Genomic DNA, 23506 nt, shown 5'->3' on the forward strand with positions numbered 1-23506 from the left:
AGTGTGTTTTTTAAAAATGCACTCTAATATACTTATCTTTCACTGCAACAAAATTGAATTGTTTTCATGATTTCCTAAATAACTGTTCCAATTAGTAGATCATTCTAAGGGAACCCGGCCGGATTGTGTGATCTGATCAATAGTCAAACATCACAAATCACCAACTGGACTGAGCAATGCCGATCATAGCACCAATGCCCCGAACCAAACGGCGCCTAATGCAGAAAACCATTCATAAAATACAGGATAAGAACCATTACCGCAGATTAATCAGCCATGCTGATACACGCGTGGGTAAATCGAGTTGAGCGGCTGTGGCTGGCATTGCATGAAACGATTCCACGTAACCACTCGTACAGAAGTGTGTGGTAGCTACTGAAAAAGTCCGTCATTTTATGAAAACCGCCAGGCCATCCCCCGGAGGTAAGCATGGGCTGGCAAAAGTGCAGCGCTATTCGGATCAGTTATTTAGATCATGGGCTACGTCTGCTCCTCGCTCAGAGCAGACTGTCGGATTTAGTTGTGTACTACCAGGGTATGTGTCAGTTCAAGTCTGGGCTAACACTTAGCCTACAAATTCTAGTTTCTCTCTCGCAACATGCTCCCGCCATTCAATGGAGTCAAATTCCCAGCTTGGCGCTGACATATCGTTTTCATCACCTTCATTAACGAATGTTACCAAGAAAAAGATTTCATCCCCTTCTTCATCATCGTCATCCTCTACCACGTTTACATCAACAACAACCAAACGTTCTCCACCAGGAATTGTGGATACATACAAGCCTTCTTTAGGCACCACGATATTATCAGGCATGGGTAACGCTCTCCTTTTCGTTTGTAAGTGGGTTAAATCTCACCGCGTCTTCCAGATAATCAGGCGCAAAGTGCGCATAACTCATTGTTTGCAAAATGCTTGAATGCCCCAAAATCCGCTGTAACGCCAAAATATTGCCCCCATTCATCATGAAGTGGCTGGCAAAGGTATGGCGCAGAACGTGAACGGCCTGCCCTGCCGGCAAGCCGGGGGCAACATCTTTGATGCACGTTCTCACGTACGAATAATTGAGTTCGGCAAATATTGGCCCAGCCTTGACCCCAGAAGTGATTTCTTTGCAGAGTTCGATTGAGATCGGGACAGTCCTGTTTTTGCTGTTCTTGGTATTGAGGTAAGTAACCTTATTGCCGATCACCTCTTCCCGCCGAAGTTTGACCACCTCCCCCCAGTGTGCCCCTGTTGCCAGGCACAACTTAACCGCCTTCAGATGATCACCTTCCAGCCGATCGAGCAACTGCCAGATTTCGTCATGAGTTAAGAAACCCATTTCCTGATCCGGCAGCTTAATTTTTTTCATCTCTTTGAGCGGGTGCTCGCCATAGTAATGACCCAGATCGATGAGCACGGAAAATACCCCGCCCAATTTTTCCTGGTCGAGATTGACGGTTTTTGCCTTTTTACCCTCGGCCAGCCGTAACACACGATAGTCAGAAAATGAGGCGCGAGTGATCTGGCTAGCCTTGGGATTACCCATTTTGGCCGCCATCACCTGTAATTTATGCTCTATCTTCACGCCATCTTTCAGGTTCTGGCCATGATGCTTAAACCAGAGGTCTATCAACTCCGTGAGGGGGCGCTGATCGGCGGGTTTATCAACCCAATCTTTGTTGTTCTGCGTCGCGATAACCCAACGCTCAAACTGCTGCGCCTCAGACTTGGTCTTGAATTTTTTGCGGACTCGCTTACCCGTCCGACCCTGGGGACGTACATCCACCATGTAGCCTTCAGTGCCCAGCGATTTAATACTCATCCCAAAGATTCCTTTCGAAACAAATGCCGCCCCGCTTCCAGCGCTGCATTATTTTCCATGCGGTCAGCCAACCTTTTTGCCTTTTTGGTTGCTGGATGAACTGGGATACCCATTAGGGGAGAGAACCGGAGATATTTGCCCAACCTCCGGTGCAACGTCGCCAGTCATTAACCACATTGCATATTTTTTGAACCGCTGATGTTGAGTGATCATCAAGAGAAACTCACTTCCAACGCTCTTGATACGATCTGTTTCGTATCGCTTCAAATTTCCTGCGGGAACCCCTGTTAATACTGCAAATTCTTCGCGGCTTAATCCTTCAGCCTCACGGATCTCACGAATTTTTGAACCTATGTTGGTTGACATGGTAATTATTTGTACCCATAATCCAGTTAATGGTACGGATATGTACCCTACATAATAGAAAACTGCGTGATCTCAAAGGGTATCATTATGAACAAAAACCGACAAAAAAAGGTGATTGGGGTAAGGGAAAACCAACTGCCGGCTGATTATCCATTTGGTGACCTGCTGGAAGAGTCGATCTCTGACTACGCGCTGCGCATCGGGAAGAACAAACAAACCATTCGTACACAGGCCGATACCGGTGCCCTGCCGATTTTGCAAGTGCGCCCTGGTGCAAAGCGTCGCGTCAACCTTTACGCCATCTATCTGAACGCCAAGCGCCACGCTGAGAAATTTGTTGAACAGATGAGTTGAGGCGGGAATATGCAGACCATGCGCCATGTCATTACCAAAATCAGCCGCAACACCTCTCGTTATCGGGGCTTTGTGATCACCTATCGCCCGCAAACGGCTGTGAGCAAAATCGCCAGATATGAAGTCAGTCTCGGCGATCACTCGTTCGGTCTTTATGACTCAAAGGCTGGGGCGATCAAACATATTCACCAGCTTTATACCGAGAAGCGGCGGAACACTAAAAGCAGATGGTTTTTGGTAGCCATCGAAGGCGTAACCACTGACGGACGTGCAATAACTGCCGAACAACTCAAGCAGATGGCGACAAGTTTCAATCCTGATCTTTTTAACGTCGGTGTATGCATAGAATTCGACGACAGAAAAACCTTGAGTGAAGTTATTGAAGTCGCTCTGGGAGAGAGAGGAGGCAAAGTGGCGCTTATGGCTCGTATCGTTGAGACGCCATCTTTGAGAGATTTTTATAAATCGGCGCAAAAAAACCAAAAACCAGTTTACCCAGCCATCGCAATGGCGATCCGGGATGAGGCCAGTCAGCTCTATGGCATCGGGATCACATCCAACCCCACAATCCTGGATACCGATCCGTTGGTTTTTGATGAGCAGGAGGCGGCAAAGTGAAACAGGCATACACCATTTTGGTTGACGATCTGCTGACGCAGTACCACGCCAAGGCCCAAAACATCAATGCAGCCAGCGCTATCGCTCCGGCAGTGCGGGCTGTTTCACTAAACGACCACGCTTTTCGTTTAAGCGTTGGCCTCACTGGCTTGCTGAGCACGGCAGAAGCCGCAGGCGACGGAGTTGCCGCAGAGGTGATCGATGCTTTGATGCTGCGTTGCAATAACGGTGATATCCCTGTGCCGCGTGATATGCAGTGTTTCGTCTGATGGCCGGGTTGCCCGGCCCTATCTGAGAGCGCATCCCTTCCATTAACGTGTGGGCGATTGGCGTCGTGGGGTGTGCTCCCAGATAGGTACAACGAAGGGGAAAAACATGGGAGCCAACAATATGATTTCAGCCAATGGTAAAGTTATTTTTATTGCGGAGGAAAAGACCAAACACCCATTTATCTACAGAGGGAACCTAAACGATGTCGAATTGCGGGCATGGCTGCGGAGCGTGGAATATGCTCTAGAGCTGAAAAACTCCTCAACAAACTGTGTCGAGGAGTTAAATTTAGAAATCGAACGAGTGAAGATAAGGGAAGCTGAAAGAAACGAATTTATTTCAGCAAGCGTTTATCCCACAGATCCGGATCCCATTCATCATCCTGATATCCCGGATATTGGAAAACAAACTCCAATGAATGGTAGTCATTAAAGTTGAAATCACCTTGTTTTAGTTGACTCATGATTTCATCAGAAACCTTTAGCTCTCTCAATTCGCCAGAGAGCAGAATTAAAGCATCTGCAAGAGTGATATTTTTTGCATCACCGAATGGTATTTTTTTGTTGTTCACCAGGTAAGAAACAAGTGCATTTTTACCTTTGAGGATAAGCCGATGAGGATCGTTTTCTTGTTTATATCCAAACAGGAGAAGATCAAGCTTGAAGATATTAAGAGTGCGTTCGCTCAGGTAATTTTGCTTGTCCGAACGCCAGCTTATTTCATGAGCTTCCAGCTTTAGTGTTTTAAGTACGTTGTTGTATGTATTGGTGAACAAGCCGTAGTATTTAGAAAGAGAGATTTCCATCATAGTTCCTTCTTGTGGGTGGTTGATTGCTATGCCCGTGTTCCTGTCAGAACGTGGCGGGCATGGTGAAGATACCACAACGCGGCCGGGCGCGTAATCCCGGAGCATTAAGGACAATCGCACCAATCCGGTCGCGCCCTAATAAATGAATGGGCTGCAAGAGAGCGGATAGATTGACCTAACCATGAGCCGGCATGGATAAAACCGGCACATATTCCAGTACGTACTAATAAGTGCCTACTGAAATATGTAAATCACTCGTAATAAAAATGCTGCCTTTCTGGTGGCGGGTTTCCCACATCCTGAATTCAGGGGGTTTTATGAATGACGTTACGTTAATGGAATTACTAACCGAAGCCCGACGAGCCTCGCGGCTGCAACTGCTGGAATTATTGAGCACACGAATTGAACGCCTGGAAGCGGACAAGGCACCCAGAGAGCAAATTATTTCCATGCTGAAAAGCTGGATCAGCGCACGCCAGAATATTGGTGCTGAACAAATAAAGGGGAAATGACCTTGATCACTCTTGCTGGTACTGCTACCACCCCGGAAATATACCGCAAGGCAATTATATTATTGTCTCAGTTTCGCCGTGGTAACCGTGTGTTTCGTCGTATCAAGCCGCATGGCTATTTGAAAATAGATATTGGCTACCGCTGGCGTTTGCTGAGTAAAAACGGCGGCAAGGATTGGCGGTTAATGACCCATGAAACGTACAACGTGGAGTACCGGAAATGACGGATATCTACCTTGCCATTACGGCTATCGGGGCCGTTGTCGCTTTTGGTCTGATTGGCCCGTTTTTTTATCATTTTTGCAAATCTCGCCAGGGATCTGACAGCCAGTGTCTGCCACCCGAAGAATGCAATTACGACTAAGGATGCCCAATGTCTGATCAAATCGACATGGCGCAGGAGCGGCATCAGCTAATTCTTGACGCCCAAATTAAAAACGCTCGCCAGCAACCTTGCGGGCCTTCCGCATTTCACTGCGAAGAATGCGGCTCGCCAATCCCTGAGCCGCGTCGACGTTTGATCCATGGCGTCACTACCTGTGTGCATTGTCAGGAACATCGCGAAGCCAAATCACGACACATGAAAGGAGGTTCATTATGAACCGTCCCGTCCTTAAATGGCTTGGCAGTAAAGCCAGCATTATCGACACCCTGCGTCAGCATCTGCCCGAGGGCAAGCGCCTGGTCGAGCCGTTCGTTGGCTCCGGCGCAGTGTTCCTCAATACCGATTACGACAGCTATCTGCTGTGCGACATCAACAGCGACCTTATCAACTTCCACAACGTCGCTAAAAACCTGCCGGTTCAACTTATCCGGGAAGCGAGGAATCTGTTTAAACAGCAGGCCGACGAGGTGGGTTATTACGCTGTGCGGGCTGATTTTAACCTGCGTTGTGACAGCAATTTCCTGTATCGCGCAGCGCAATTCCTCTACCTGAACCGCCACGGCTTTAACGGTGTGTGCCGCTATAACCTGAGCGGTGATTTCAATGTGCCATTCGGTCATCGTAAAGCCCCTTATTTCCCCGAAGACGAGATCCACGCCTTCTCAGAAAAGGCACTGGCGAAGAAAGCCATTTTCCTGTGTTGCAGCTTCCAGGAGGCGATCAGGATGGCCCAAGCTGGTGACGTGATTTATTGCGATCCGCCCTACATCCCTGCATCAGCAACCGCCAATTTCACCAGCTACCACACCGACGGTTTTACCAGCGACCAACAGCGAAAACTGGCACGCATGCTGCGCATTGCTGCCCGCCGTGGGCGCCACGTTGTGGCATCAAACAGCGAAACAGTTGCCGCGCTGGATCTGTACTCCGATTTCAACATCACCATTACCACCGCCCGCCGTTCGGTTAGTGCCAATGCCGCTGGCCGCATGCGCACAGGTGAAATCATCGCCACCATGGAGGCATCAACATGCAGCTAAAAGCGAGTGATTTGTTTGCCGGCTTGGGCGGTTCATCAACGGGAGCGGAAATGGCCGGTGTCGAAGTGGTTTGGGCGGGCAATCATTGGCCTGCCGCCGTTGATGCCCATGAAAAGAATCACCCCGGCGCAATTCATGTTTGCCAGGACTTGCACCAGGCTGACTGGTCGCGGGTGCCGCGGCATGATCTGATGATGGCATCCCCTTGTTGCCAGGGCCATAGCAAGGCACGCGGGAAGAAAGCAGGTAATCCCCAGCATGACGCCAGCCGATCCACTGCCTGGGCTGTTATTTCCGCCGCTGAATATCATCGGATGCCGAACATCATCGTTGAGAACGTGGTCGAGTTCCTTAAATGGACACTCTATCCGGCATGGGAGGGCGCTATGCAAGCTCTGGGATATTCACTCGCACCGCATATTGTGGACTGTGCCGATCTGGGCGTCCCTCAGAACCGGAAGCGCTTATTCATTATCTGTACACGCAGCAAGAAACCACTGCATTTAACACTGCCAAAAATGCCGCATGTGTCGGCAGAAACCTTTATCGATTTTTCCGCAGGAAACTGGCAACCGGTTGAAAAGCCGGGCCGCGCTAATTCAACGCTGGATAGGGTTAAAAATGGTCGCGCACAGTTTGGTGAACGGTTTCTTTTTAGCTACTACGGCAACACCAAAACAGGGCGATCCCTTGCCCGTCCCATCGGGACGATCACCACCCGCGATCGGTGGGCTGTCGTCGATGGCGCTCGCATGCGCATTCTGACAAAGGAAGAGAACATGCTGGCCATGTCATTCCCGGCAGATTACATCAAGCCGCCATCCCACAAGTTAACTGTCCATATGGCTGGCAATGCCGTGCCACCCAAAGCCATGTGCGAAATCATCACCGCGTTAGCGGCTCAGGCATGAAGAAGCAACCAAGAAAACCGAACTCGAAATATAGGAGCGCTGAACAATGACCGATTACAGCCAGTTAAGTGACTTTGAAATAAACAAACGCGTGGCAAGCATTCTTGGCTATGCCTTCCAGGACGTTGGCTGGGTTGATGGTATGGATGGAATTTATAACTTTATAGCCAAAACCAAAGACGGTTACCGATCAGTCCTGCCGGAATATTGCAAAGAACCAACGTTTTCTTGGGAGATAGTCGTTAGGCACAAAATTGATATCACATTCGACAGCAACGGCACCAAAGAGTGGTGCCGAGCGCAGGCACCAACGGGGCATGAGTTTACCAGCAATGCAGATCGACCACTGCGTGCGGCTATGATCGTTTTCCTAATGCTGCGGGAAGCTCCGGCACGAAATGAAGATGTTAACGCTGGCTGGTTGCAAAAAATCGAGCCAGGCAATGCCGAGTAACATCTTTATGAAAACTCACTCCTGTGCCATGCCAACTGGCGTTTTTACATTCACCTGTAATTCTCGCGATTTTGTTGTTCAACAAAAAGACGTCGCTTACTTCCACCCTTCAACAACCAATAAGGGGCAGTATTTCGTGATGATGCAAAACGGAAAGCAGTACCGGGCTGAAAACCTCGTGGAGATTATAAAGATGATCGGCCCGGCTGAAACAATCAGCGTGAGGAAGAAGCTTTGATTAAATTAAGAGTTTGCGACGTTTCAAATGCACTATCAAAAACCTGCTTGACCGATTGCTGGATCACCGCCCGCTCATCACTTTCAGGTTTAGTAACGCGAGAGATTTCGGCTCGTACAAGGTCTGTTATTGCCTCCATTGATGATGGTGATTTTGTTGTTAATTCTTTTAATAATGCCGTAATCATTACGCCTTGCGCTGCAAGAGTTAACTCCAAAGATTTCAATCTGGCATCGACTTCTTCACCACTCAACTTTTCAACGTCATTAAGCATTCTGTTCATCCCATTTAGATGCATACGTAACGGGATGATTATGAATAATTTTACCACTTTGATAAAGCATCAGGCCGCCATGCATGGCTAGAAACTCCGGTGGCCGGCACGCTCCCACACCACCACCGCCGTTTCCGGGTAACGGCGCACCTGCTTTTAAATGGGCATTCTCATGGAATGCCCCGCTCCCGGTTATCGATCCGTCGCTGAACCGACCGGCCGAGATCGATAAAAAGACCGAGGAGCAGATCGCCGCCACCCTGTGCGCACATCATCTGTTAGAACAACAACCACAGCTGATCCAACGCTATGTGCGCTACCACATCAACAAGCTGGAAGAATCCCAGGGTATCCGCCGGGGCAATGCGTACTTGACGAAAAACTTTGTTGAGCGCGTATTGCCACGGCTTGATCTCGTCAGTGATAAATACCGCGCTTCCGATAACAACAGCGATGCCGCCCTGTGCCACCGCTTTAACCATCTGCCGGACGCCGGGCGAGCTGATATAGAACTGCTGGCGAAAGATATCGCCGCTGTCATCAAGCAGGAACTGAGCGTAATCGATGAAGAAACTGGCCGGTCTTCTGAATTATTGAACGTCATGGCGCTATATAAAGGGGCTGCCGCACTCACCCGCAGGTTTAAGCAAAAGCCGCCACTGTGGAAAACCTACCAGGTGGCCCGCTGGAAAATGACAATGGATAACACCTCACCGGCAGTCATGCGCATGATGTCAGAAGATTGGTGGCTGCGCCGTTTGCGACGCCATTCTGACCGCTGGAAAGAACACCTGCATATAGCTATCGGTCACGTCAGCAAAAAAGCGACGCCCTATGCCAGCCGGCCAACCGTCAGCGATTGGCGGGAGCAGAAACGCCGCACCCGTGAATTCTTAAAATCGATGGAGCTGGAAGACGACGAAGGCAACCGCATATCGGTAATCGGCAAATACGATCACAGTGTTGCAAATCCCGCCATTCGCCGGTGCGAGATGATGAACCGCATTCGTGGTTTTGAGGATATCTGCAACGAGATGGGGTTCGTGGGGGAGTTTTACACCCTGACAGCCCCTTCCCGCTTCCATGCCACCAACAGACATGGCCACCGCAATCGGAAATGGTGTGGGGCCAGCCCGGACGAAACGCAGCACTATCTGCGTAATGTGTGGGAACGCGCACGCGCCAAGCTACATCGTAAAGGGTTTCGCATCTTCGGGATCCGTGTGGCTGAGCCGCACGGTGACGGCACGCCTCACTGGCATATGCTGCTATTCATGCGGCCCGAGGTAGTTGACCAGGTGCGCGATATCCTGCGCGCTTATGCCTGTGCGGAAGACACTGACGAGCTTTACAGCGAACGCTCAAGAAAAGCCCGTTTCCACGCCGAAGCCATAGATCCGGAAAAAGGCAGCGCCACCGGGTACATAGCCAAATACATCTCAAAGAACATCGACGGTTACGCACTTGATGGTGAACTGGACGACGACAGCGGCAAAGAGCTGAAAGAGGTTGCCCCGGCGGTATCCGCCTGGGCCGCCCGCTGGCGCATCCGCCAGTTTCAGTTTATTGGCGGCGCACCGGTGACGGTTTACCGCGAATTGCGCCGCATGGCTGACCATGAAACCGCACTAGGCCTCAGTGTCGAGTTTGCCGCCGTACATGATGCTGCCGATTACGGCCGCTGGGCTGAATACGTCAACGCCCAGGGTGGCCCCTTTGTCCGACGTGACGATCTGATCGTGCGCACCTACTACGAGCCGGCAGAAGCCACTAACGACTATGGCGAAGACGTGATCCGGATCCGGGGTGTGTTTTCACCACCGGTCGGGATGGATACCCCAATTATCACCCGCACGAAAGAATGGAAGTTTGTTCCGGCCCGTGCCGTTGACTTGGCCGTTGACGTTAAGGGCGCGCCTGCGCCCTCTCGGAGTTCTGTCAATAACTGTACGGTGCAGCCGGAAAGGCTAAAAACCAAACAGGTTAAGGAGCCACCTCCACCGCCTGAAAACCTCGATTTTGAACGAATAACCGACAAGGAACGGCGGTTGTTACTCCGGCGAATACGCAGCGCATCGCCAGAACCCATGAAAAATCCATTTACGGCCGTCGCCGAGGGCTTTGCATTGCCAGATGAGGGGCTAAATCTGCCACCAATAAGGTCGATACTGCCAGATCCGGCCAGCAATAAGCGCTGGCGGGAACAAATGCGCCACGAACAGGAGCAACGCGCCCTGGCTTATTTCAGTTTAGATGATGGGCAGGAGGCTGAAAATCACCGGCCATCTACGGCCAGTGCTGGCATTAACACAATCAAGCGACCACTCAGCAAGCTGGAACGCCAGATCGGCAGCTTCGCCGAGTCCATCGGTTTCAGCCTGGATGCCTGCATTTTGAAATCGGTGGCCAGGGGCGCGACGGTCATTATCGACGGTCAGCGCTACCGCGCACGGGCCGATGGTTGCCTGTATCAGCAATCAACGCCAGCAGCTACCACAGCGCTGACGCGACTCACTGCGCTATGGCATCGGCAGATACCAGAGCAAACGCGCCTTATTGGCGACCACCTGAGAAAAGAAGCCATAAAGCAGCAATCGGAGGAATAGCATGACCACATCGACAGAACGTAAACGCACCCAGCGACAGCGTGACAAGGCGAACGGCATCACCACGATCACCCTGCGCGTAGACAGCCAGGAAATGGCGATGATTTTGGAAGGCTGCCAGCAGCGCCGGATCGCGAGAGAACCTTACGAGGTGACGGAATACCTGATCGGCCTCATCCGGCAGGACAACAAGCTGTTGCATAAACAGATTGCCGAGCTGCGCAAAAGCAGTTGCAGGAAGTGCGGCGATACGCTGCCGGGGGATCCGGCTGGTTGTTGTATGCAAGGTGATTCGCAGTGTTGGCAGACGGCTGGTTACAAAAAGCTGATGCTGACAACGCTGTAGCACTATCAGCAGACATAATATTGCAACAGTGAAAGAATGTGTGTACAAACTGAGATTTGAGTTGACATTATGCGTTATAATTAAACTCTGCATGGTGAAATATTATAATTAGGTGTGAAATGAATAGTCAGCTTATTGAAAAAATTAAAAATGAGTGCCTTCGTATTGAAGAGGACGCGCTCTATTCATCGAAGTCACATTATAATGCTTCTGTTCCATGGGATAAATGCAACTTAATAGTTGGTGTGGCCATAGCAATATTAGCTGCAGTTACTGGATTAAGCGCTGTAAAAGATATGACAATAGTAACAATCGTCATATCCATAATACTTACAATTTTAACTGCTATAAACACTGCTTTAAACCCAAGTAAGAAGGCGAGTCAATTCAAATCCGCAGCAGGCGGATATAATAATCTTAAAAATAATGTACGAATCTTTCGCGAGATAGAATTACATGAAACAAACCTACCCGAAAAAGAATTGAAAGAGAAAATACAAATATTTTCCGATTATAGGAATCAGTTAAATATCACCTCACCAACGATCCCTCGCTGGGCTTATGAAAAGACTCAATCAGATTTTAATAATGGCTTTGTTATTTACGACATTGACAAGGAAAATAAATGAGCGTCCAGTCATATTTAGATTCTATAGCTAGAAATGCGATTTTGAAAGATAGCTCGATAACAACATCTATAGCCACATTAAAAGCAAGGCTGGGATTTCATTTTAATACTACCGATGTAACCAATCATTTTACATTTGGTTCAAACACCAGATATACGATGTTACCAAGAAGATATGATCCTAAGTCTGATGTTGACTACATGATTGTATTCAACAATACCGGCTACCAACCACAAACTTATCTCAATAGACTGAAAAGTTTTGTTGAATACTATTATACATCATCAGAAATAAAGCAAAGTCATCCAACTATAAGATTAAATCTTAATCATATTACGTTTGAATTAGTTCCAGCAATATATGACATATTTTATGGATATCAAATCCCTGCCCCTGCTAATAATTTTCAATCATGGATCAGTACAGACCCCAATGCTTTTAACCTTAGCTTAACGGAAAAAAATAAGAACAATTATCATCTAATAAAACCTTTAGTAAGAATATTAAAATATTGGAATGCTAATGCTGGATATGTCTTTGAGTCTTATGAATTAGAAAAAAACATAGTGAGCATGAATTTTTTCCTTTGTTATAACATAAAGGATTACTTTTACAGCGCTGTCGAATCAATTTATTGCTCGTATTTAGCACCTCAATGGAAACAAAACGCAGTAAACAAGTTAAAAAATGTAGTTGCAGAAACGAAGATTAACGAAGCTAATGGTTGGAACTATTTGGCCGAAGCAGAAATAAAAAAAATATTACCTGAAATTTAATATCAATATGAATTATTAAATAATAAGCACAGATGACAAATATTTGTGCTTATTTATATACCGCATCTGTAGTTGGTTAAAAATAAAATAATTATACTCGTTAACATCAAGCAGTATGAAAACACTTGAACGCCGACAACTGCGTATTTTCCTCTATGCATTTTCTAAGATTTAACTTTGCTCTCACACAGTATTTTCCCGAATAAAGTCTGTGCTAGTAAAAATTTTCAGGGTGAATTGATACTCAAAAAATGAATACCCCCGCCGACGGGCATAGAAAACCGCACATTACCTCCCCCTCACAAAAGCGCCTATACGCCACACAGCGAGGCATTTATTTCTTTGCAACATCGATCGCGCATCAAATCTGATTGACTCTCAGCAATGCGCAGGTAAATACGTGCGGAGGATAGGCAAGAAAAACGATCCCCGTCGATCCTCTATTCCGTGCCGTCCCCCCCGCCCCCGCGCTGCATACTTGAGAGTTCACTTTTTATGCAGTAGAAAATCATACCAAAGCCTTGCTGGCAGGAGCCTAAAGGACTGATTTGATAGGCCAGGAAGTATGCGGATTGTTGCACTTTAGGTTATGCAGTGTTTTTTCATTTAAAATCCAAGTTGATCCCGATAAAAACACGCTTTAGATAAGAAAGCCAGTACTGGGTAAGTCAGATGACATGATACTAACCTACGACGTCACATTTTTATTTCCAACAGTCGTAGACATGTCATTTTCATAAAAAAATCGTTTGTGACATGTCACAGCAACACACAGAAATGCATCAACATGTTAATAATAACGGAAAACCACCAATTAGGGCGACCTTTACTGTGGTGTTGAGAAAGTGTTTGGCTAACAGGCAATCTGGTTGGTATATTATGAAAACTTACTCAAGATAATCTACCTCTATAAAATTGAAGGATTTTATGGCCAATTACATAGATAGTAATATATTAAGTCAATCATACGTGCATGTTGAACCAACATGGCTAACATCTGTTACTAATGAGCAAAAAGAAGCTGAACTTCAGAGAATTAAGGATAACATTACTGAATATGCTCAAAAAAGGTTAAAGTTCTTCCTATATGATAATGTTGATATAGAGGTTGAATTTGAAGACGGTTCTATTAAAGCAAAGATAACTGCTTATGGTAAAGTTTGTGTTCTATTAAGCGCTCTAACCCCCGCAGGGCATGTTGTTGCTAACTACCCTCAGTATAGAGAAGGTGTTAAAGCCATTATATCTGATGTTCATAAAATTGGTAACGTTGTAAACTCTGAGGTTTTATTTCAAACACGATCAAGAAGTAAGGATGAGATTATTAGAGTTGAAGCCAGAAAGGGAATTGTTGGATCTCTTGAGAAAATACATAATAAAATGACATCAATTGAAAACAAACTAATTAGAAAAGACAACTCATCAATTGCTATATATAGCGACATATTGGATCTTAATAAATACATATCAGAATTAGATGCCAACCTTAAAGACAAACAGGACAGGGATTCTATATCAAAATCGCTTCATGAAGGCGTTAAAGGATTAAATTTAAAGAAAGGAAGGTTTAAGTTAAATGATTCTCTTAGTGAGAATATGTACAAAGACTTACTCTCTGAACAGAAAGTTATATTGGATAATCTATCACAATGGTAAGGTCAATCATGGTTAGTGATTGACCCAACGATTTGAGGTGCAAATTCAATCCAAGAAAAACCACCTAAGCGGGTGGTTATTTACTTTTAAACCGCAGAACTTATTCTTATCGGGACGCAATAGCCAAACTTGCTCTAGCGGTCCAGCCGCAAGATACTCATTTTTAGAATCCCGCACATGCTGTATAAACGTCAGGGCCCGACGGATGAAAAACAGTGCCATCTTCAAACTGATGCGACTCTATCCGTTATTGTACAAACAAAATAAGAGTCAGTTTCAAGCCCACAGCGGGTATATTTCACTAGGTTTGGAGAGATACTTCATTGGATTCCCCAACCGATTATAGCGTCCATAAATAAATCATGAGAGAGAAGTTGTATCACTTACTATCTTTAAACGATGTAAACTTTCCTGGTTTAGCTGTAGAACCATTATCTTTTAAGTTTAGTTCTTGGCAAAGCCTGGCATAGATTTGCTTCGGAAAACCACCTTTAAAATCCCATACATCACCTGCTTTTTTCATCTCGAGGATACCAGATATGTTCTCATATTTGTAACCAAGTTGATTACGAACGATATATTTTGACACTTGTCCGCTGGCAATGAATCCCTGTGCCGCTACTTCTGTAACGAGCTGGCGAAACTCATTCTCTTCTATACTTTTGATATCATCATTTTTTGTAGACATCACTTTAACATCAAAATACTCATTCATAGTCATCCCACTTATATACATACAATTTAATATAACCATATCATTCAAATTTATAACATAAAAATCAATTTCACATCACCTATTAAATATCACCCATCTCTTTAATACAGCGTCTTGAGAAACTTTATGATTTACTTTCAAACAAACACCTTCGAACTGTTGATAACCATTTTCGAAAGCCCCTTTAGAAAAATGAATGCTATTATCAGAAGGATCGATAGCACATAAATTCAAATCAAACAAGGTATGGATATCACTACGAAGCAGTAACCCATTACTGATATGATTATGGCTATCGTTTCGATATGCATCAACATGAGCTGCTTCGAGAATATCTATCAGCTCACAACCGGTAACAGCACATATAGGGTTAGATACTAAAAGCTGGTCTCGAAATTTTTTTTGCCCACGTCGTTGTTTTATTTGTCGCTCAACTATATTCCTTTGATCATCAACCATCAAAATCGGTGTGTCATTATCAGCATCTCCAGCGTCAAGACCCTGAGCTAAAGCGGATTGAGAGCCCAATAATTTGATAGCCCAACGAAAATTAACTTCCTGAATTGACATTTGACCATTATAGCGTGGAGTCTCAGCGATGAGTCTCTCCATTGTAACACCAGTTATCTCTTTGTAATGAATGCCATAATTGGCAACAAACCCAACAGCTGCTTCAAAGATCACTCTTGGCTCATCAAACTCATGGCCATTATCACAGCGCCATTTAGGCTTAACATTCTTCCTCGGAAGGATTTTTTTTGCGCTACAATCCATGTGGATGCATTTATTGCGTTTTTTATCTATTTTTTTCGTTGCAATACTATCAATAACAGCCCCCCCTAGAACCTTGTTTCTGTTTGTAATGATAACAATATCACCTACTTTTACATTTTTGTGGTTAGCGACAAAACTGTCATAACGATAAAAGGAGGATGAGTCATCATGGTAACCATCATTTCCCCAATACCTTAAATCATCCTGTTCAATAGTTTTAAAGGACCATGCTTTCTGTGTCACAAACTTATCCCGCACCTAAAGATTATTGGTTTACTCTATCAAATCGCAAAGGGTTTTGATTTACAAGTTAAATCCATAATATGGTAACGATACCAACGTGTTGTGCGTCGCTACCTGTTTAACCGAAGCATTTTGACCGTTATTGGCATAACCTACTGCGTCATTACGTTCCAACGTTTTGAACGCCCGCTTCGGGCCAAAGACGATTGCCAGACCAAATTTTAGCTCAGACCATTAGAAGTGATGGCTCAAGTATGAATCAGTGTATTTTTAGAGCAAAAACTTATACATCCGATTTCAACAACTCATAAGGCTTGAAGCTGATCACCTCTTCCCCTGCCCACTCGTTTAGCTCACACAGTCGCTCTTGCAGCGGAGCTAGCTCATTAATGGCAAACACCCGCGCAGCCTTCTCAACATCCCCAAAACCGCCGGTATTGTTCGGTAAAATCCCCATCAGTTGCGGTGGCGTGCGCTGGGCCGCCAGCTGATCATCACGGGTCACGTTCTTGATGTTCAAAAACTCGTCCTTTGCTGCAACCTCGGCCAGCGGGATCAGTTGTAACCCGTCTGGCTTGCCGCCAGGCGCATACATAAACAGGTTACGGAAGTTACCCGGCCCTTTCGACTCTTTCAGCGCTTTGCGCAGGTTGTCGATATCCTCTTGCTTGTGCGCCGCGTCGTTCATGTACAGGATAAACCCGGCATGGCTGCCGTTGAGGTAGTATTTCCGGCGAAACAGCGTCGCCGCCTCGTTAAGCCAGATGGAGTTAAGCGAGGAAAGGTATTCGGGAACACCGTAAATTTCCTGATTAATGTCAGGGTCCAACAGGTGGAAAATAGAGCCATCCTCGAATTGATGTGGTTCCATCCACGATTGCACGAACCAGTAAGAGTCAGTTTCTACGCCACGGCGGGTATATTTCGCCAGGCTGGGGGCCAGCTTCATCAGACCGCCCAACCGGTTACGGCGGCCCTCAATAAAGCTGTTGCCGAATACCATAAAATCCTGCGCGTACCGGCTAAAATCCTGCTTGGACAGCAACCGATGGGGCTTGAACATGCTCACCAAAATATTGCGCTTCATAGTGATCGGTGAACTGTGATGCACTGCCGCACGGAACGTCTTCGCCAGGCCACTGAAAGAGATCGGCGGCTCATACCAACGGTCAACAATGCTGCATTCCAGGTAGTCCAGAATTTCACGCCGATCCAGCATCGGGATCGGGTCGCCGAAGGTGAACGCCTCCACATGCTGCGCCCCGCTTTGTTTCTGCGTGATCGGCTGGGTGTTTTTGCGGCCCCGGTTGCGTTTGCTCATCTAAAAAATCTCCATAAAACCTGTATTGCTACCGGTTGCCCCTTCGAGCGGTTCATTGAATAAGGCGTGCATTACCGCCCAGGCCACATCACCGTGGCTGACGCCTTCGGCGCGACTAGTGACATAGGTTGCCCGCCGCCCCGTTGCAGTCATCTGTTTGCGGATGGACATAAACGCCTGGGCGATATCCAGCGCGCCGGCGTCGAACTCCAGACGGCCAGAGCGGATCACGTCGCGGGCTTTCAGTACCAGGTCGGTTTTCATTTCCAGGCTGTAGTTGATGGCGTTAACCGCCGGGAAGAATTGGCGCACCAGTTGCGACACAGCACGGCCAAGGCCGGTGTTGTCGATACCGATATAGGTCACGTTGTAGCGCTCAGTCAGCGCTTTGATATTTTTGGCCTGAGCGGAAAAGTCCATACCACGCCATTGATGGCGCTCCAGCACGCGGAACTTCCCGCCAGCAATCAGCGGCGGCAGGATCACCGCGCAGCCGGCGCTGTCGCCGTTTTCAGAACTGGCCGGGTCATAACCGATCCAGACTTCCCGCGCCGCCACCGGGCGCAATGCGAAGGGTTTAACGTCTGTCCAATGCTCCCAACTGTCGACCATGCAACGCTGCATTTCCCCCATCGGGAACACCGACGCGGTATCATCAATGAAGTTGCACATGAACAGGTTTTCAAAGTCTTCATCGCTGTTTTCCTCGCGCAGCTCATCGAGATCAAACAGGTCACAGCCCCCGCGTAACGCATCCTCAATGGTGACGATCTGGCGAAACTGCTTATCCTCACAGAGCAGGCCGCTAGCCAGGCGTTTATAGCTCACATCAATTTCCCGGCGTCTGTCCTTCGACTTGCCCTTGTTAAACAGCGTGCCATTCCAGAATGAATAGGCTTCATGGGTCATGCTGGACGGGGTAGAGAAATAGGTGGAACGGTAGCGCGTTTGCGACGCCATGCCCGATGCCGCCCGGCGCAGTTTCTTAAAGCCAGGTATCCAAAAATACTCATCCAGATACAGGTTGCCCGGTCGCCCCTGGGCGGTGTTGGAGTTGGTGCCTAAGAAGTGCATTTCCGCCGCGTTCGGTAGTATGATCGTTTCCCCGCGCAGCTCTACATCAACTTCCTGCGCAAAAGCCATGATGTAGTTTTTGAACTGGTGCGCCTGCGCCTTAGAGGCAGAAACAAACATCTGATTACGTCCCGTGTCCAGGGCATCGATCAGGGCTTCACGGGCAAAATAGTAGGTTGCGCCGATCTGGCGACTTTTCAGAATGTTGCGGATACGAAATTCTTTCGACAATCCGGCCCGGTACCAACTGCGCTGATACTCAAACATCTGTTCAAGAAAGATTTCTTTCAGCCGGGCGTGTTGCTCATCCGTAAAGGCATTTTTCTGCGTGCGCTTACGCGGACCGGTGTTACGGGCGGCAATATTGGGGTTAAGATCCGCCTCATTCCCGCCGCCGTTGTATTTACCTATACGGGCGTGTCGCTCAGCCTGGCGGGCCAGTAGGTCAATCTCTTTGAGGTCGCGCCCTTCCTTCACCGGTTTTAGGATCAACTGGCAGTAGCGGGCGGCAGTCGTGATTTGCATCTGGTCGAGCGGGCCGTAATCGTCCCACTTGTCGCGACGTTTCCAACTGTGTACCGTGACGGGCTTCTCCCCGATCATCTCGGCAATGCGGGCCACTCGCAGCCCCTGCCAGTAGAGATACATCGCTTGACGACGGGGATCCAAATCGGCACTGATAGTAATAGCGTTCATGTGCAATCAGCCTGAAATTCAACGTTTCAATGCCGAAAGGCTACCTACCCGCCATCACCAACACCCTTAATGCACCTTGTGCCATTCACCACACAAGGCCGCCGCGTTGTCCCCATTCCAGCCCCCCGCCAACATAAGCCAAACATGGCCACCACCGGCCAAATTCGCTTACATGATCGGGGCTTATCCAATGCCAATTTCAAAATCTTTCCGTGTCGCCGTAGAGGGAGCAACCAGCGATGGCCGTCAGATCCAGCGCCAGCACATCAAAGAGATGGCCGAAACCTATAACCAGCAGTTCAAAGCGGCGCGCGTCAACCTTGAGCATTACCTGAGCATTTTTCCTGACAGCACCTTCTGTGCTTATGGAGATGTGCTGTCACTGAGCGCCGATGAAGTCAGCGATGGCCCGCTAAAAGGCAAAATGGCGCTCTACGCCCAGGTTGATGCGACGGATGGCCTGGTGCAGTTGAACAACAAGCGCCAGAAGATTTTCACCAGCATTGAGTATTACGAAAAATTCGCTGATACCAACAAAGCCTATCTGACCGGCCTCGCGTTCACGGATAACCCTGCGTCGCTCGGCAGCGAGGCGATGAAATTCAGCTCAAATCACCTGGCGCAACAGGGCCTGTTTTTCTCTGCCGCCGAAGAAACCACCCTCGAATTCGAAACACCGGAAACCGAAAAGCCGAACCTGCTCGCCAGCATTAAAGCCATGTTCAGCAGACGGCAGGCCTCTGATGATGCGCGCTTTATCGATGTTCACCAGGCCGTGGAGTTGGTCGCCGAAAGGCAGCAGCAGGCCGAGGAAAAACTTTCCGGTCTGGATGGCGTGAAAGACACCATTCAAAAGCTGACAGACCGACTGACCGCCAGCGAGACGGCATTTTCTGGTCTGGAAACCAAACTCAGCACCACTGACCGCAGCGACAAGCATCGCGAACTGTCAACGGGAGGCGAAAGCGCCGAGCTAACCGACTGTTAAGCAACCAATTACAGACGGTGACAGCACCGTTCTAGCCGATTTATAGGAAAAGAGAAATGAGAAAGGTAACCCGCGAGCAGTACAAGAAATATGTGAACCAGATTGCGGCCATCAACGGCATTGATGCCCTGGATGTGGCGGGAAAGTTCACCGTTGAGCCATCCGTTAGCCAGACACTGGAAGAAAAAATTCAGGAAAGCAGCGGTTTCCTGAAAACAATCAATATCGTCCCGGTTGATGAACAAAGCGGGGACAAAATCGGTCTGGGGATTGATCGCCCGGTTGCCAGCACCACCAACACCGATGAAAAAGACCGTGAACCCATCGATCCAACCAGTCTGGATGAACAGGGTTACATGTGTACCCAGACCAACTTCGATACCGCATTGAAGTATTCAAAACTGGATTCATGGGCCAAATTCAAGGATTTCCAGGTCAAAATCCGCAACCAGATTGTGAAACGCCAGGCACTGGATCGCATCATGATCGGTTGGAACGGAGTGAAGCGTGCGAAAACGTCAGATTTCACCGTCAACAAGCTGTTGCAGGACGTGAATATTGGCTGGCTGGAAAAAATCCGTAAAGGTGCTCCGGATCAGGTGATGTCCAGGATTTTGGATGAGGCCGGCACTGTCGTTTCAGACAAGATCCGCATCGGTAAAGCCGGAGACTATCACAACCTCGACGCCCTCGTTATGGATGCCGTCAACGAACTGATCGCCGCCTGGTTCCAGGACGATACCGAACTCGTCGCCATCGTCGGACGCTCCCTGTTGGCGGACAAATACTTCCCGATCGTCAACAAAGAACAGGAAAATAGTGAAATGCTGGCGGCTGACGTCATCATCTCGCAAAAACGCATTGGCGGGTTGCAGGCGGTACGCGTCCCTTCCTTCCCGGATAACACCATTTTGATCACCCGTCTGGATAACCTGTCGATCTACTGGCAAGACGGCACCCGCCGCCGCCATATCATCGACAACCCTAAGCGCGATCGCATTGAAAACTACGAATCGGTCAACGAGGCGTACGTAGTGGAAGATTACCAATGCGCCGCACTGATCGAAAACATCGAAATCCTCAAACCAACCGCACCGGCACCCAAGGAGGATTAATCCATGACCAGCCCGGCACGCAGGCATAAGCAATATATCGCTGCGCAGCAGTCCCCCTCATTGAGTGAGGCGGCCAGCCTGAGCCACCTGGGCAACTATGACCTGCTGCTGTTCAAGATGCAGCAGGACTTGGCCAGGCTGAGCGGTGTTGAGTCCCACAACACCAAGGCAGAACTGAAACGCCGCATGATCCCCACCTATATGCCGTGGGTGGCCGGTGTGCTGCAAAGCGATGCCGGCAGGCAGGACGCCATTCTGATGCGCGTGCTGGTCTGGTTGCTGGACGTGGGCGACATGGAAAGCGCGCTGAATATCGGTGAATACGCTATCAAGCATGATTTGGTCGCCCCGGACGGTTTCGAACGTTCTACCGGCTGCCTGATTGCCGAAGAGTTGGCCGCCGCCGCACAACGCAGCATGACGGCCAATAAGCCGCTGGATACCGCGCAATTACTCCGCGCTCAGCAGTTGCTCACAGGACAGGATATGCCGGACAAGGTCAAAGCCCGGCTGTATAAATTCGCAGGATATGCCCTGCGTCAAGACGGTGACAACGTGCTTGCCCTGGACACATTAAAAAAAGCCCTGCAGAAAGATGAAAACTCTGGCGTGAAAACGGATATCAAGCAGTTGGAAAAACTCATTCAGGCAGAAAGTTAACGAATCGCCCCCGGCGAGGGCGGCACGGGAGCCGCGACAGGTTTTAACCGCATCAACGCTCCCGTCCACCGCCCGACTCACAGAGAAAAACCATGGTCAGCATAGCGATTGAACCCGTACCGGGCGACCAGAAACCCGGCAACAATTTGGAAATTGATGTAACGCCTACCCCCGCGCCTCCGGTCAGCACGGTGATCAAAAATACGGATTTTTGGCCGGATATCGACCTGAAGCAATACCGGGAAGATATGCGCCAGGACGGGACGATCACCCAGCCACGCCTGCTGGAAGCCGTCCGCAATGCCATCAATGAAGTTAACGATCGCCTGGCCAACTGGCGGAAACGGCAGCAAAGCGCGGGCTATAGCGCACTGGATCAGGTCCCTGCCGATCGTCTGGATGATGAGAGCACCCGCGTACAGCTTTACCGCCGTGCAGTGTTTTGTCTGACGCAGGCCAGTCTTACCGAGCGTTTTCGCAGTTTTGACGCCACCAATTCAGGCAACAAACGGGTCGAATCTTTGGAGCCAACCGTTGACGACCTGCGCCGCGATGCGGATTGGGCCATCAATGATTGCCAGTCGCTGCCGCGCATGACGGTTGAGTTGATCTGATGAAAGTCTATGCGCACCAGGGCGACACCGTTGATGCACTGTGTCAGCGCTATTACGGCAAAACACAGGGTGTTACCGAGCAGGTATTGCTGAGCAATCCGGGCCTGGCCGATCGGGGGCCAATTCTGCCCCACGGTTGCCCGGTAGACATGCCGGATATCATTCAGGCCGCATCGGTGCAAACCCTTCAATTATGGGATTAACGCCCTGCGGGCGGGAGGTGGAGAATGAAAATTATGACGGAAAAACTTGCCGCCGGTCTTAACTACTGCATTGCCGGCGGACTCTGCACCGGCGGCCTTGTCGACTGGTTCCGCCATGTGGACTGGAATCAGGTTGCGGTGATCGGCGGTTTTATCCTGGGTCTGATCACTTATCTCACGCAGACCTATTTCGACTGGCGTCGCACCAAAGCCTATGAAAAAGGGGTTAGCGCCGGGATCATCACCGAGCCGCCGGTAAAACGCCGCCTGTTCCGTAAGGAGGCCGAATAATGGCGATGTCATCCACCTTGCGCAAAAGTTTGCTTGGCGCTGCCGGTACCGGCGCGCTGGCCATCGCCACGTTAATGATCCCTGAACTGGAAGGCGTCAGGCTTGAACCCTATCGCGACGTCGCGGGCGTGTTGACGGTCTGCTACGGCCACACCGGCCCCGATATTATCCCCGACAAGCGCTACAGCCTGGCGCAATGCAAAGCGATGCTGGATAAAGACCTGATCCCCTTCTCCCGTTCGGTTGAGCGGTCGGTAAAGGTTCCGGCGACGGAATACCAAAAAGCCGCGCTGATCAGTTTCAGCTATAACGTGGGCGTTTACGCTTTCGAGCATTCCTCCCTGCTGCGCAAGTTGAACGCGGGTGATGTGGCCGGGGCTTGCGCCGGCCTACGCCAGTGGATTTATGCCGGTGGTAAACCGTGGAAAGGCCTGATGAACCGCCGAGATATAGAGCATGAGGTCTGCACCTGGGGGCAAAAATGACCCGTATGATTGCCGTCATAGCCCTGATCTTGCTCTGCCTGTTGGCCTTTCTGTTCTACAGCAATCAGGGGCTGCGCCAGGTTCGCGACACATTGCAGGATGCCAACGGTAAGCTGACCCGCCAGATTGATTGGCAAAACAAGACGCAGCGTGCTGTTGCTGCTATAGACGAAAACCGAAGCCGGGAATTAACCAATGCGAAAAGTAAAATTGATGATTTGCAGCGTGATGTTGCCGATGGCCGTCGCCGGCTGCGGCTCAGTGCCACATGCCCAACCG

Annotated in this window: 32 protein-coding genes and 1 pseudogene; 24 read left to right on the forward strand and 9 right to left on the reverse strand. The window is 48.9% G+C overall.

Annotation, left to right across the window (positions count from 1 at the left end; translation table 11 throughout):
* Positions 1–291 precede the first annotated feature (291 nt).
* Positions 292–446 (forward strand): annotated as a pseudogene (locus BEI65_RS05605) (IS630 family transposase); the annotation flags it as partial.
* 119 nt (positions 447–565) lie between these two features.
* On the opposite strand, the gene BEI65_RS05610 reads toward BEI65_RS05605, so the two are convergent.
* From BEI65_RS05610 to BEI65_RS05620, 3 genes are all read right to left on the reverse strand, one after another.
* Positions 566–814, reverse strand: a complete 249-nt coding sequence (locus tag BEI65_RS05610; protein WP_099062489.1) for a hypothetical protein — start codon at positions 812–814, stop codon at positions 566–568.
* Positions 807–1805 carry a tyrosine-type recombinase/integrase gene (locus BEI65_RS05615; protein WP_099062490.1) on the reverse strand — a complete coding sequence of 333 codons (999 nt, stop codon included), beginning with the start codon at positions 1803–1805 and terminating at the stop codon, positions 807–809. Before BEI65_RS05615 ends, BEI65_RS05610 begins: the two co-directional genes overlap by 8 nt.
* Before the next feature lie 63 nt (positions 1806–1868).
* The gene (locus BEI65_RS05620; protein ID WP_099062491.1) at positions 1869–2171 is read right to left on the reverse strand and encodes a helix-turn-helix domain-containing protein; all 303 of its coding nucleotides are present in this window, start codon (positions 2169–2171) and stop codon (positions 1869–1871) included.
* Between the two features lie 87 nt (positions 2172–2258).
* On the opposite strand from BEI65_RS05620, the gene BEI65_RS05625 reads away from it, so the two are divergent.
* From BEI65_RS05625 to BEI65_RS05635, 3 genes are read left to right on the forward strand one after another with little or no spacing between them, the layout of a single operon-like run.
* Positions 2259–2525, forward strand: a complete 267-nt coding sequence (locus tag BEI65_RS05625; RefSeq protein ID WP_099062492.1) for a DNA-binding protein — start codon at positions 2259–2261, stop codon at positions 2523–2525.
* A gap of 9 nt (positions 2526–2534) precedes the next feature.
* Positions 2535–3143 carry a GPO family capsid scaffolding protein gene (locus tag BEI65_RS26735; RefSeq protein ID WP_157765430.1) on the forward strand — a complete coding sequence of 203 codons (609 nt, stop codon included), beginning with the start codon at positions 2535–2537 and terminating at the stop codon, positions 3141–3143.
* Complete coding sequence (locus BEI65_RS05635) at positions 3140–3412, forward strand: hypothetical protein (protein ID WP_099062493.1); 273 nt, start codon at positions 3140–3142, stop codon at positions 3410–3412. The genes BEI65_RS26735 and BEI65_RS05635 overlap by 4 nt, the downstream gene beginning before the upstream one ends.
* 335 nt (positions 3413–3747) lie before the next feature.
* Here the strand turns inward: BEI65_RS05635 and BEI65_RS05640 are convergent, their stop codons facing one another.
* On the reverse strand, positions 3748–4221 hold the full coding sequence (locus tag BEI65_RS05640; protein WP_157765431.1) for a hypothetical protein: 474 nt from the start codon (positions 4219–4221) through the stop codon (positions 3748–3750).
* Between the two features lie 317 nt (positions 4222–4538).
* On the opposite strand from BEI65_RS05640, the gene BEI65_RS05645 reads away from it, so the two are divergent.
* From BEI65_RS05645 to BEI65_RS26955, 7 genes are all read left to right on the forward strand, one after another.
* Positions 4539–4733, forward strand: a complete 195-nt coding sequence (locus BEI65_RS05645; protein WP_099062495.1) for a hypothetical protein — start codon at positions 4539–4541, stop codon at positions 4731–4733.
* Positions 4730–4957 (forward strand): hypothetical protein, encoded by a 228-nt coding sequence (locus tag BEI65_RS05650; protein WP_099062496.1) that lies wholly within the window; start codon positions 4730–4732, stop codon positions 4955–4957. The genes BEI65_RS05645 and BEI65_RS05650 overlap by 4 nt, the downstream gene beginning before the upstream one ends.
* A 149-nt stretch (positions 4958–5106) precedes the next feature.
* On the forward strand, positions 5107–5334 hold the full coding sequence (locus BEI65_RS05655; RefSeq protein ID WP_099062497.1) for a TraR/DksA family transcriptional regulator: 228 nt from the start codon (positions 5107–5109) through the stop codon (positions 5332–5334).
* Positions 5331–6158, forward strand: a complete 828-nt coding sequence (locus BEI65_RS05660) for a Dam family site-specific DNA-(adenine-N6)-methyltransferase (protein ID WP_099062498.1) — start codon at positions 5331–5333, stop codon at positions 6156–6158. The genes BEI65_RS05655 and BEI65_RS05660 overlap by 4 nt, the downstream gene beginning before the upstream one ends.
* On the forward strand, positions 6149–7069 hold the full coding sequence (locus tag BEI65_RS05665) for a DNA cytosine methyltransferase (RefSeq protein ID WP_099062499.1): 921 nt from the start codon (positions 6149–6151) through the stop codon (positions 7067–7069). The genes BEI65_RS05660 and BEI65_RS05665 overlap by 10 nt, the downstream gene beginning before the upstream one ends.
* A 46-nt stretch (positions 7070–7115) precedes the next feature.
* Positions 7116–7523, forward strand: coding sequence for a phage protein NinX family protein (locus BEI65_RS05670; protein WP_099062500.1), 408 nt, complete (start codon positions 7116–7118; stop codon positions 7521–7523).
* Between the two features lie 7 nt (positions 7524–7530).
* Positions 7531–7761, forward strand: a complete 231-nt coding sequence (locus BEI65_RS26955; protein WP_198404405.1) for a hypothetical protein — start codon at positions 7531–7533, stop codon at positions 7759–7761.
* Here the strand turns inward: BEI65_RS26955 and BEI65_RS26740 are convergent.
* Positions 7739–8035 carry a hypothetical protein gene (locus BEI65_RS26740; RefSeq protein ID WP_157765432.1) on the reverse strand — a complete coding sequence of 99 codons (297 nt, stop codon included), beginning with the start codon at positions 8033–8035 and terminating at the stop codon, positions 7739–7741. The two genes, BEI65_RS26955 and BEI65_RS26740, sit on opposite strands and share 23 nt — an antisense overlap.
* Positions 8036–8118: 83 nt before the next feature.
* Here BEI65_RS26740 and BEI65_RS05680 point away from each other — a divergent pair, with 83 nt between their 5' ends.
* From BEI65_RS05680 to BEI65_RS05700, 5 genes are all read left to right on the forward strand, one after another.
* A complete protein-coding gene (locus BEI65_RS05680; protein WP_099062502.1) occupies positions 8119–10641 on the forward strand; it encodes a replication endonuclease in 2523 nt (840 codons plus the stop codon).
* Position 10642: 1 nt separating this feature from the next.
* Complete coding sequence (locus tag BEI65_RS05685; protein ID WP_099062503.1) at positions 10643–10987, forward strand: hypothetical protein; 345 nt, start codon at positions 10643–10645, stop codon at positions 10985–10987.
* Between the two features lie 119 nt (positions 10988–11106).
* On the forward strand, positions 11107–11616 hold the full coding sequence (locus tag BEI65_RS05690; RefSeq protein WP_099062504.1) for an SLATT domain-containing protein: 510 nt from the start codon (positions 11107–11109) through the stop codon (positions 11614–11616).
* Positions 11613–12392 (forward strand): nucleotidyltransferase, encoded by a 780-nt coding sequence (locus tag BEI65_RS05695; RefSeq protein ID WP_198404406.1) that lies wholly within the window; start codon positions 11613–11615, stop codon positions 12390–12392. Before BEI65_RS05690 ends, BEI65_RS05695 begins: the two co-directional genes overlap by 4 nt.
* A 927-nt stretch (positions 12393–13319) precedes the next feature.
* Complete coding sequence (locus BEI65_RS05700) at positions 13320–14048, forward strand: hypothetical protein (RefSeq protein WP_099062505.1); 729 nt, start codon at positions 13320–13322, stop codon at positions 14046–14048.
* 379 nt (positions 14049–14427) lie between these two features.
* On the opposite strand, the gene BEI65_RS05705 is transcribed toward BEI65_RS05700, so the two are convergent.
* From BEI65_RS05705 to BEI65_RS05720, 4 genes are all read right to left on the reverse strand, one after another.
* Positions 14428–14763, reverse strand: coding sequence for a hypothetical protein (locus BEI65_RS05705; RefSeq protein ID WP_099062506.1), 336 nt, complete (start codon positions 14761–14763; stop codon positions 14428–14430).
* Between the two features lie 75 nt (positions 14764–14838).
* Positions 14839–15780 carry an HNH endonuclease gene (locus BEI65_RS05710; RefSeq protein ID WP_099062507.1) on the reverse strand — a complete coding sequence of 314 codons (942 nt, stop codon included), beginning with the start codon at positions 15778–15780 and terminating at the stop codon, positions 14839–14841.
* A 283-nt stretch (positions 15781–16063) separates the two neighbouring features.
* Complete coding sequence (locus BEI65_RS05715) at positions 16064–17101, reverse strand: phage portal protein (protein ID WP_099062508.1); 1038 nt, start codon at positions 17099–17101, stop codon at positions 16064–16066.
* The gene (locus BEI65_RS05720) at positions 17102–18871 is read right to left on the reverse strand and encodes a terminase large subunit domain-containing protein (RefSeq protein ID WP_099062509.1); all 1770 of its coding nucleotides are present in this window, start codon (positions 18869–18871) and stop codon (positions 17102–17104) included.
* 190 nt (positions 18872–19061) lie between these two features.
* Here BEI65_RS05720 and BEI65_RS05725 point away from each other — a divergent pair, with 190 nt between their 5' ends.
* From BEI65_RS05725 to BEI65_RS27105, 8 genes are all read left to right on the forward strand, one after another.
* Positions 19062–19859, forward strand: a complete 798-nt coding sequence (locus tag BEI65_RS05725; protein WP_099062510.1) for a GPO family capsid scaffolding protein — start codon at positions 19062–19064, stop codon at positions 19857–19859.
* Between the two features lie 56 nt (positions 19860–19915).
* Positions 19916–20974, forward strand: a complete 1059-nt coding sequence (locus BEI65_RS05730) for a phage major capsid protein, P2 family (protein WP_099062511.1) — start codon at positions 19916–19918, stop codon at positions 20972–20974.
* A 3-nt stretch (positions 20975–20977) separates the two neighbouring features.
* Positions 20978–21634 (forward strand): phage terminase small subunit, encoded by a 657-nt coding sequence (gpM, locus tag BEI65_RS05735; protein ID WP_099062512.1) that lies wholly within the window; start codon positions 20978–20980, stop codon positions 21632–21634.
* A gap of 92 nt (positions 21635–21726) precedes the next feature.
* Positions 21727–22248, forward strand: a complete 522-nt coding sequence (locus BEI65_RS05740; protein WP_099062513.1) for a head completion/stabilization protein — start codon at positions 21727–21729, stop codon at positions 22246–22248.
* Positions 22248–22451: a tail protein X gene (locus tag BEI65_RS05745; RefSeq protein WP_049211534.1), complete on the forward strand. Its 204-nt coding sequence runs from the start codon at positions 22248–22250 to the stop codon at positions 22449–22451. The genes BEI65_RS05740 and BEI65_RS05745 overlap by 1 nt, the downstream gene beginning before the upstream one ends.
* 24 nt (positions 22452–22475) lie before the next feature.
* Positions 22476–22742, forward strand: coding sequence for a phage holin (locus BEI65_RS05750; protein WP_099062514.1), 267 nt, complete (start codon positions 22476–22478; stop codon positions 22740–22742).
* Positions 22742–23227, forward strand: coding sequence for a lysozyme (locus BEI65_RS05755; protein ID WP_099062515.1), 486 nt, complete (start codon positions 22742–22744; stop codon positions 23225–23227). Before BEI65_RS05750 ends, BEI65_RS05755 begins: the two co-directional genes overlap by 1 nt.
* Positions 23224–23506: lysis system i-spanin subunit Rz (locus BEI65_RS27105; RefSeq protein WP_232518993.1), on the forward strand; the 283-nt coding region annotated here is incomplete at its 3' end. The genes BEI65_RS05755 and BEI65_RS27105, both read left to right, overlap by 4 nt.

It is taken from the genome of Serratia sp. BW106 (genome assembly GCF_002607755.1).
Classification (GTDB): domain Bacteria; phylum Pseudomonadota; class Gammaproteobacteria; order Enterobacterales; family Enterobacteriaceae; genus Serratia; species Serratia proteamaculans.

What these genes read in the sequence shown, in the direction of transcription:
- BEI65_RS05645 (WP_099062495.1), top strand. Translation starts at nt 4,539, where the DNA reads ATGAATGACGTTACGTTAATGGAATTACTAACCGAAGCCCGACGAGCC.
- BEI65_RS05615 (WP_099062490.1), bottom strand. Translation starts at nt 1,805, where the DNA reads ATGAGTATTAAATCGCTGGGCACTGAAGGCTACATGGTGGATGTACGT.
- BEI65_RS05650 (WP_099062496.1), top strand. Translation starts at nt 4,730, where the DNA reads ATGACCTTGATCACTCTTGCTGGTACTGCTACCACCCCGGAAATATAC.
- BEI65_RS05660 (WP_099062498.1), top strand. Translation starts at nt 5,331, where the DNA reads ATGAACCGTCCCGTCCTTAAATGGCTTGGCAGTAAAGCCAGCATTATC.
- BEI65_RS05665 (WP_099062499.1), top strand. Translation starts at nt 6,149, where the DNA reads ATGCAGCTAAAAGCGAGTGATTTGTTTGCCGGCTTGGGCGGTTCATCA.
- BEI65_RS05625 (WP_099062492.1), top strand. Translation starts at nt 2,259, where the DNA reads ATGAACAAAAACCGACAAAAAAAGGTGATTGGGGTAAGGGAAAACCAA.
- BEI65_RS05680 (WP_099062502.1), top strand. Translation starts at nt 8,119, where the DNA reads ATGGCTAGAAACTCCGGTGGCCGGCACGCTCCCACACCACCACCGCCG.
- BEI65_RS26955 (WP_198404405.1), top strand. Translation starts at nt 7,531, where the DNA reads ATGAAAACTCACTCCTGTGCCATGCCAACTGGCGTTTTTACATTCACC.
- BEI65_RS05690 (WP_099062504.1), top strand. Translation starts at nt 11,107, where the DNA reads ATGAATAGTCAGCTTATTGAAAAAATTAAAAATGAGTGCCTTCGTATT.
- BEI65_RS05725 (WP_099062510.1), top strand. Translation starts at nt 19,062, where the DNA reads ATGCCAATTTCAAAATCTTTCCGTGTCGCCGTAGAGGGAGCAACCAGC.
- BEI65_RS05640 (WP_157765431.1), bottom strand. Translation starts at nt 4,221, where the DNA reads ATGATGGAAATCTCTCTTTCTAAATACTACGGCTTGTTCACCAATACA.
- BEI65_RS05745 (WP_049211534.1), top strand. Translation starts at nt 22,248, where the DNA reads ATGAAAGTCTATGCGCACCAGGGCGACACCGTTGATGCACTGTGTCAG.
- BEI65_RS05755 (WP_099062515.1), top strand. Translation starts at nt 22,742, where the DNA reads ATGGCGATGTCATCCACCTTGCGCAAAAGTTTGCTTGGCGCTGCCGGT.
- BEI65_RS26740 (WP_157765432.1), bottom strand. Translation starts at nt 8,035, where the DNA reads ATGCTTAATGACGTTGAAAAGTTGAGTGGTGAAGAAGTCGATGCCAGA.
- BEI65_RS05620 (WP_099062491.1), bottom strand. Translation starts at nt 2,171, where the DNA reads ATGTCAACCAACATAGGTTCAAAAATTCGTGAGATCCGTGAGGCTGAA.
- BEI65_RS05715 (WP_099062508.1), bottom strand. Translation starts at nt 17,101, where the DNA reads ATGAGCAAACGCAACCGGGGCCGCAAAAACACCCAGCCGATCACGCAG.
- BEI65_RS05670 (WP_099062500.1), top strand. Translation starts at nt 7,116, where the DNA reads ATGACCGATTACAGCCAGTTAAGTGACTTTGAAATAAACAAACGCGTG.
- BEI65_RS05750 (WP_099062514.1), top strand. Translation starts at nt 22,476, where the DNA reads ATGAAAATTATGACGGAAAAACTTGCCGCCGGTCTTAACTACTGCATT.
- BEI65_RS05730 (WP_099062511.1), top strand. Translation starts at nt 19,916, where the DNA reads ATGAGAAAGGTAACCCGCGAGCAGTACAAGAAATATGTGAACCAGATT.
- gpM (WP_099062512.1), top strand. Translation starts at nt 20,978, where the DNA reads ATGACCAGCCCGGCACGCAGGCATAAGCAATATATCGCTGCGCAGCAG.
- BEI65_RS05720 (WP_099062509.1), bottom strand. Translation starts at nt 18,871, where the DNA reads ATGAACGCTATTACTATCAGTGCCGATTTGGATCCCCGTCGTCAAGCG.
- BEI65_RS05685 (WP_099062503.1), top strand. Translation starts at nt 10,643, where the DNA reads ATGACCACATCGACAGAACGTAAACGCACCCAGCGACAGCGTGACAAG.
- BEI65_RS05610 (WP_099062489.1), bottom strand. Translation starts at nt 814, where the DNA reads ATGCCTGATAATATCGTGGTGCCTAAAGAAGGCTTGTATGTATCCACA.
- BEI65_RS05695 (WP_198404406.1), top strand. Translation starts at nt 11,613, where the DNA reads ATGAGCGTCCAGTCATATTTAGATTCTATAGCTAGAAATGCGATTTTG.
- BEI65_RS05705 (WP_099062506.1), bottom strand. Translation starts at nt 14,763, where the DNA reads ATGAATGAGTATTTTGATGTTAAAGTGATGTCTACAAAAAATGATGAT.
- BEI65_RS05740 (WP_099062513.1), top strand. Translation starts at nt 21,727, where the DNA reads ATGGTCAGCATAGCGATTGAACCCGTACCGGGCGACCAGAAACCCGGC.
- BEI65_RS26735 (WP_157765430.1), top strand. Translation starts at nt 2,535, where the DNA reads ATGCAGACCATGCGCCATGTCATTACCAAAATCAGCCGCAACACCTCT.
- BEI65_RS05700 (WP_099062505.1), top strand. Translation starts at nt 13,320, where the DNA reads ATGGCCAATTACATAGATAGTAATATATTAAGTCAATCATACGTGCAT.
- BEI65_RS05655 (WP_099062497.1), top strand. Translation starts at nt 5,107, where the DNA reads ATGTCTGATCAAATCGACATGGCGCAGGAGCGGCATCAGCTAATTCTT.